At 47.0% G+C, this 5,413-nt stretch carries 2 tRNA genes and 3 rRNA genes; all 5 read left to right on the top strand.

Going from position 1 to position 5,413, the window contains the following annotated elements:
- Positions 1–113: 113 nt before the first annotated feature.
- The 5 genes from Q361_RS13020 to rrf all read left to right on the top strand — a co-directional run bounded on the left by Q361_RS13020 (position 114) and on the right by rrf (position 5,292).
- Positions 114–1,629: ribosomal RNA gene (locus tag Q361_RS13020) — 16S ribosomal RNA — on the top strand.
- A gap of 61 nt (positions 1,630–1,690) precedes the next feature.
- Positions 1,691–1,764 (top strand) — tRNA-Ile (locus Q361_RS13015).
- Between the two features lie 116 nt (positions 1,765–1,880).
- A tRNA-Ala gene (locus Q361_RS13010) sits at positions 1,881–1,954 on the top strand.
- A 185-nt stretch (positions 1,955–2,139) separates the two neighbouring features.
- Positions 2,140–5,016, top strand: a 23S ribosomal RNA gene (locus Q361_RS13005).
- A gap of 166 nt (positions 5,017–5,182) precedes the next feature.
- Positions 5,183–5,292 (top strand): 5S ribosomal RNA (rrf, locus tag Q361_RS13000).
- The 16S, 23S and 5S rRNA genes sit together here with 2 tRNA genes alongside, the layout of an rRNA operon.
- The last annotated feature ends 121 nt before the right edge of the window (positions 5,293–5,413 follow it).

Genomic DNA, 5,413 nt, shown 5'->3' with positions numbered 1-5,413 from the left:
GCGAAAAAGAATAGAAAAGACAAGTTCATTGATATATTGGATTGACAGCAAAAAAGAGAGAGTAAGAGAGTCGAAAGATTTGAATATTCACAGCTCAAAAATAATAAAAACATACGATGAAGAGTTTGATCCTGGCTCAGGATGAACGCTAGCGGCAGGCCTAACACATGCAAGTCGAGGGGTAGAGGTTCTTCGGAGCCTTGAGACCGGCGCACGGGTGCGTAACGCGTATGCAATCTACCTTGTACAGGGGGATAGCCCAGAGAAATTTGGATTAATACCCCATGGTGTATTAGAGTGGCATCATTTAAATACTAAAGTTCCAACGGTACAAGATGAGCATGCGTCCCATTAGTTAGTTGGTAAGGTAACGGCTTACCAAGACGATGATGGGTAGGGGTCCTGAGAGGGAGATCCCCCACACTGGTACTGAGACACGGACCAGACTCCTACGGGAGGCAGCAGTGAGGAATATTGGTCAATGGGCGAGAGCCTGAACCAGCCATGCCGCGTGCAGGAAGACGGTCCTATGGATTGTAAACTGCTTTTATACAGGAAGAAACACTCCCTCGTGAGGGAACTTGACGGTACTGTAGGAATAAGGATCGGCTAACTCCGTGCCAGCAGCCGCGGTAATACGGAGGATCCAAGCGTTATCCGGAATCATTGGGTTTAAAGGGTCTGTAGGCGGTTTAATAAGTCAGTGGTGAAATCTGGTCGCTCAACGATCAAACGGCCATTGATACTGTTAAACTTGAATTAGTGTGAAGTAACTAGAATATGTAGTGTAGCGGTGAAATGCTTAGATATTACATGGAATACCAATTGCGAAGGCAGGTTACTAACACTACATTGACGCTGATAGACGAAAGCGTGGGTAGCGAACAGGATTAGATACCCTGGTAGTCCACGCCGTAAACGATGGATACTAGCTGTTTGGAGCAATCTGAGTGGCTAAGCGAAAGTGATAAGTATCCCACCTGGGGAGTACGCACGCAAGTGTGAAACTCAAAGGAATTGACGGGGGCCCGCACAAGCGGTGGAGCATGTGGTTTAATTCGATGATACGCGAGGAACCTTACCAAGGCTTAAATGGGAGTCGACAGGCGTAGAAATATGCTTTTCTTCGGACGATTTTCAAGGTGCTGCATGGTTGTCGTCAGCTCGTGCCGTGAGGTGTCAGGTTAAGTCCTATAACGAGCGCAACCCCTGTTGTTAGTTGCCAGCGAGTCAAGTCGGGAACTCTAACAAGACTGCCAGTGTAAACTGTGAGGAAGGTGGGGATGACGTCAAATCATCACGGCCCTTACGCCTTGGGCTACACACGTGCTACAATGGCCGGTACAGAGAGCAGCCACTGCGCGAGCAGGAGCGAATCTATAAAACCGGTCTCAGTTCGGATCGGAGTCTGCAACTCGACTCCGTGAAGCTGGAATCGCTAGTAATCGGATATCAGCCATGATCCGGTGAATACGTTCCCGGGCCTTGTACACACCGCCCGTCAAGCCATGGAAGCTGGGGGTGCCTGAAGTCGGTGACCGCAAGGAGCTGCCTAGGGTAAAACTAGTAACTGGGGCTAAGTCGTAACAAGGTAGCCGTACCGGAAGGTGCGGCTGGAACACCTCCTTTCTAGAGAAACAAGTGAATAGACTTACTCTCGCTGTTAATTCAAAAAATACATCAAATACAGAGTCTCGTAGCTCAGCTGGTTAGAGTACTACACTGATAATGTAGGGGTCGGCAGTTCGAGTCTGCCCGGGACTACTAAATTTGATAGAGGAAATTTTAGAGGTTGAGCAACCAGTTTACAGTATGCAGCTTGCAGTACACAGTACATCACAACTGATTACTGAATGCTGATTAGTTCTTACTAAAAAGACGGGGGATTAGCTCAGCTGGCTAGAGCGCCTGCCTTGCACGCAGGAGGTCAAGGGTTCGACTCCCTTATTCTCCACAGTTTTAGTAATTAGGCAATAGCCATTAGGCAATAGTTTAGTTCTAAATAAAGGTATAACTAATGGCTATTGGCTAATGCCTAAAAAACGTTCATTGACATATTGAGATAAGAAAATACAAACAAAGTAGAAAGCATAATATTAAAGTTTTCAGCTATTAGCTGTTAGCTTAAATTAAAAAAATTAATAAGCAAAATAAGGGCGTATGGGGGATGCCTAGGCTCTCAGAGGCGAAGAAGGACGTGATAAGCTGCGAAAAGCTACGGGGAGGAGCACATATCCATTATATCCGTAGATATCCGAATGGGGCAACCCAATACATTGAAGATGTATTACTCCGATAGGAGGGCAAACCCGCTGAACTGAAACATCTAAGTAGGCGGAGGAGAAGAAAACAAAAGTGATTCCGTAAGTAGTGGCGAGCGAACGCGGATTAGCCCAAACCAATGTTGTTACGGCAATATTGGGGTTGTAGGACCACGACATTTCTTGCGGATTGAACTAGAATTACCTGGAAAGGTAAACGAAACAAGGTGATAGTCCTGTATAGGTAAGAGAAGATAAGGATAGTGGTATCCTGAGTAGGGCGGGGCACGTGAAACCCTGTCTGAATTTGGCGGGACCATCCGCTAAGGCTAAATACTCCTGAGAGACCGATAGTGAACCAGTACCGTGAGGGAAAGGTGAAAAGAACCGTGAATAACGGAGTGAAATAGATCCTGAAACCATACGCTTACAAGCGGTCGGAGCCTTTAGGGGTGACGGCGTGCCTTTTGCATAATGAGCCTACGAGTTACCGTTGCTGGCAAGGATAAGCATTTAAGATGTGGATCCGTAGCGAAAGCGAGTCTGAATAGGGCGCATAGTCAGTAGTGGTAGACGCGAAACCGTGTGATCTACCCATGGGCAGGATGAAGCTGTGGTAACACATAGTGGAGGTCCGAACCGGTTGACGTTGAAAAGTCTTCGGATGACCTGTGGGTAGGGGTGAAAGGCCAATCAAACTCGGAAATAGCTCGTACTCCCCGAAATGCATTTAGGTGCAGCGTTATATCAAGTTATATAGAGGTAGAGCTACTGATTGGATGCGGGGGCTTCACCGCCTACCAATTCCTGACAAACTCCGAATGCTATATAATGGTGAATAACAGTGAGGGCATGGGTGCTAAGGTCCATGTCCGAGAGGGAAAGAACCCAGACCATCAGCTAAGGTCCCCAAATGTATGCTAAGTTGAAAAAACGAGGTTTGTCTGCCCAGACAGCTAGGATGTTGGCTTGGAAGCAGCCATTCATTTAAAGAGTGCGTAACAGCTCACTAGTCGAGCGGACGAGCATGGATAATAATCGGGCATAAGTATACTACCGAAGCTATGGATTTGTATGAAAATACAAGTGGTAGGGGAGCATTCTAACAGGGTTGAAGGTGTGTTGTAAAGCATGCTGGACTAGTTAGAAAAGAAAATGTAGGCATAAGTAACGATAATGTGGGCGAGAAACCCACACACCGAAAAACTAAGGTTTCCGCAGCTATGCTAATCAGCTGCGGGTTAGTCGGGTCCTAAGGCGCACCCGAAAGGGGAAGTCGATGGCCAACGGGTTAATATTCCCGTACTACTTATAATTGTGATGGGGTGACACAGTGGTGAAAGTACCGCGAACTGACGGAATAGTTCGTTGAAGGTTGTAGCTATACGTTTTATAGGCAAATCCGTAAAATGTGGCAAAGACTGATAGTACTCGGAGTCTTCGGACAAAGAGATAGTGTACCTAAAGGCTGTCAAGAAAAACCTCTAAACTTAGATTATAAGTACCCGTACCGTAAACCGACACAGGTAGTTGAGGAGAGAATCCTAAGGTGCTCGAGAGATTCATGGCTAAGGAATTAGGCAAAATAGACTTGTAACTTCGGGAGAAAAGTCGCCAGCGTAAGCTGGCCGCAGTGAAGAGGTCCAGGCGACTGTTTATCAAAAACACAGGGCTCTGCAAAATCGTAAGATGAAGTATAGGGCCTGACACCTGCCCGGTGCTGGAAGGTTAAGAGGAGATGTTAGAAGCAATTCGAAGCATTGAATTGAAGCCCCAGTAAACGGCGGCCGTAACTATAACGGTCCTAAGGTAGCGAAATTCCTTGTCGGGTAAGTTCCGACCTGCACGAATGGTGTAACGATCTGGACACTGTCTCAGCCATGAGCTCGGTGAAATTGTAGTATCGGTGAAGATGCCGATTACCCGCAGTGGGACGAAAAGACCCTGTGCACCTTTACTATAGCTTAGTATTGACCTTGGATAAGTGATGTGTAGGATAGGTGGGAGACTATGAAGTGGCGTCGCTAGGCGTTGTGGAGTCATTGTTGAAATACCACCCTTTGCTTATCTGAGGCCTAACTCTCAAAAGAGAGGACATTGCTTGGTGGGTAGTTTGACTGGGGTGGTCGCCTCCAAAAGAGTAACGGAGGCTTCTAAAGGTTCCCTCAGCACGCTTGGTAACCGTGCGTAGAGTGCAATGGCATAAGGGAGCTTGACTGAGAGACATACAGGTCGATCAGGTACGAAAGTAGAGCATAGTGATCCGGTGGTTCCGCATGGAAGGGCCATCGCTCAAAGGATAAAAGGTACGCCGGGGATAACAGGCTGATCTCCCCCAAGAGCTCATATCGACGGGGGGGTTTGGCACCTCGATGTCGGCTCGTCACATCCTGGGGCTGGAGAAGGTCCCAAGGGTTGGGCTGTTCGCCCATTAAAGTGGCACGCGAGCTGGGTTCAGAACGTCGTGAGACAGTTCGGTCTCTATCTACTGCGGGCGTTAGAAATTTGAGTGGATCTGACTCTAGTACGAGAGGACCGAGTTGGACTGACCTCTAGTGTATCTGTTGTCTCGCCAGGGGCATTGCAGAGTAGCTACGTCGGGAAGGGATAAGCGCTGAAAGCATATAAGCGCGAAACCCACCACAAGATGAGATTTCTTTTAAGGGTCGTGGAAGATGACCACGTTGATAGGCTATAGGTGTAAAGGCAGTAATGTCATAGCCGAGTAGTACTAATAACCCGTAAGCTTATTAACAAGTCTCCCTTGAGCAATCAAGGGAGCGAAACTTTCTCTTATAGATTGTAATTTTTATCTCAGTATGTTAAAATATTAGCCATTAGGCAAGAGGCAAAAGCCAAAAGACTAATGGTTCACGCAAAAAGCTTATGCCTTGTGGCTTATGCCTATTGCCTGAAAAACTTAAGGTGGTTATTGCGTCGGGGCTCACCTCTTACCTTTCCGAACAGAGAAGTTAAGCCCGATTGCGCAGATGGTACTGCAGTAATGTGGGAGAGTATGTCGCCGCCTTCTTTTATTAAGAGGTTATCTGAAAAGATAACCTCTTTTTTTTGTTATTGGTACGGCGTGTTCGCGAGCTCGGTTCGCCGCCTTCTTTTAATGAGTTCTGATCAAAATCAGAACTCATTTTTTT

Origin of the sequence: Flavobacterium croceum DSM 17960 (genome assembly GCF_002917885.1) — a bacterium.
Taxonomy (GTDB): Bacteria; Bacteroidota; Bacteroidia; order Flavobacteriales; family Flavobacteriaceae; genus Flavobacterium; species Flavobacterium croceum.
The sequence above is the reverse complement of the archived record's forward strand: the minus strand, read 5'-3'. Positions and strand labels throughout refer to the sequence as shown.